Here is a 2441-nt window from a genome sequence, read left to right as displayed (position 1 = left end):
CCCCTTTTCTCTGCAAAACATGTGCCAACTGATTTGCCCGCGTATCCAGTTCACCATAGGTCCACTCTCTCATTTGATCGACCACTGCAATCGCATCGGGACGTCGTGCTACTTTGTCCTCAAATCTGTCGCAAATAAGACCCTCTTGGGACATTTCCATTGCAGTGTCATTCCATGTCTCTAATAACAAATCACGCTCAAATTCGGAGAGCATACTCAAACTATTCAACGGTTTTTGTGGATGATGAGAAACTTCATGTAGCCAGTTCTCAAAATGTCCTGCCATTCGTTCGATGGTTGTAACATCAAATAAATCCTTATTGTATTCAAAAGAGAAAATTAATCCTTCTTCCGCCTCGGCTGCCATTACACTTAAATCAAATTTTGCGATCGAATTATGGCTTTCTATCATTTCGATTCTTCTACCAGACAACACTGGAAGCTCTTGTTTCATATTTTGTAAGATGAACATCGTCTGGAAGATCGGAGAATGACTTGTACTCCGCTCAGGTTGCACAACTTCCACAATTTTTTCAAATGGAATATCTTGATATTCATATGCTTTCAGTGCCTTTTGACGCACCTGAGACAACAACTCTTGGAATGTCGGTGCGCCACTCAGATCAGCCCGATAAACCAACGTGTTGACGAAGAAACCGATTAATCCTTCAATCTCTCTGTAATTACGATTCGCAATTGGACTTCCGACGAGAATATCTTCTTGTCCCGTATAACGAGAAAGGAAGCTTTGATACGCAGCCAACAGAGTCATAAAGAGCGTCGACCCTTCTTGACGACTGAGTTCGTTCAGTTTGTCGCGTAACGAACGTGACAGCAACACAGTGTGTGTCGATCCGCGATGAGTTTGCACTGCAGGACGCGGGTGATCCATCGGCAGTTGTAGCACAGGAAGCTCACCAAACAATTCTTCCTGCCAATAGTTGAGTTGCTGTTCAAGCACTTCTTCCTTCAACCATCCCTTTTGCCACTGAGCAAAGTCCGCATATTGAACCGGTAATGGTTCAAGCTCTGCTACCTTCTCATCCGTTTCTTCCTCATAGAAAGCTATCCATTCTTCGAGTAGCACTCCCATCGACCATCCATCCGAAACGATATGATGCAGAGTGCAGAGGAGGATCCATTCCTCTTCTCCCACTCGCAAGACGATTGTCCGAATCAGTGGGCCCTCTCCTAAGTCAAATGGTACTTCTGTTTCTTGCTGAATTAAACGTTTAACTTCTGCGTCTCGCTCTTCCGGAGAAAGCATAGTTAAATCCATTTGGGAAAGGGACCGGAAAGCATACGGTTGAATCTGCTGCACAGGATAACCATCCACTTCATGAAACACAGTCCGTAAAGATTCATGACGCTCTATCAGCTGATTCCATCCTGTCTCCAATGCTTCGGGTACCCAATTCCCTGTAAGACGGCATACCATCGGCATATTATAAAGTGCACTATTAGGCGTGAATTGGTCAATGAACCACAGACGCTGTTGGGCATAAGAGAGCGGAATGGCTTCTCCCCGTTCCATCGGCATAAGCGGTGGAATCTCTCGTTTTTTGTCTCCTTTACGCAACTGATCCAGTCGCTTCGCCAGTGTCTCCACCGTTGTAAACTCAAAAAGTTCACGCACCGGTAGTTCGATTTGGAAAACTTCTTGTAAACGTGAGACAACTTGGGTAGCGAGTAGCGAGTGGCCACCAAGCTCGAAGAAGGAATCCTGAACACCAATATTTTCTATGCCTAACACTTTACTCCATACCGATGCGATAAGCTCTTCCACTGGTGTTCGTGGTGAGACAATATTTACGCTCATAGGCTGTCCATCCAACGCCAGTAAGGCTTTGCGATCAATCTTGCCATTCGGAGTGAGTGGCATCACTTCCATCTCGACAAAGTATGCCGGAACCATGTAATTCGGTAATTGCGTCTTGAGGTGCTCACGCCATTCTCCAGTATCTCCTTCACCCACCACATATGCTACTAACCGCTTGTCTCCAGGATGATCTTCCTTCACCAACACGACAGCCTCTTTCACAGATGAATGATCGTGTAGGACCGCTTCAATCTCTCCCAGCTCAATCCGGAAACCTCTGATTTTCACTTGGTTATCTATTCTTCCGATATACTCCACGTTGCGATCATTCAGATACCTCACCAGGTCCCCCGTCCGATAGAGCCGTTCCCCTTCCTTAAATGGATGCGGAATAAAACGTTCAGCAGTTAACTCTGGACGATTGAAGTAACCACGTGCCAAGCCTACACCACCAAGGTAAAGTTCCCCAGCCACACCTATCGGTACCACCTGTTGGCTTTGATCTAGCACATACAATTCGGTATTATCAATCGGACGACCAATCGGAATAAGCAACGGTTCTTTTTCTAAATCACAATCATAGTAAGTGACATCTACAGTCGCTTCTGTAGGACTGTAGGAC

At 45.7% G+C, this 2441-nt stretch carries 1 protein-coding gene; it reads right to left on the bottom strand.

Features of this window, described 5'->3' with window-relative positions; genetic code table 11:
• A partial coding sequence (locus AC1DIT_RS27865; RefSeq protein ID WP_476998583.1) for a condensation domain-containing protein occupies nucleotides 1-2441 on the bottom strand: 2441 nt, incomplete at both ends.

Source organism: Bacillus sp. 05T22 (assembly GCF_056396765.1).
This window is presented reverse-complemented; position numbering and strand designations above follow the sequence as displayed.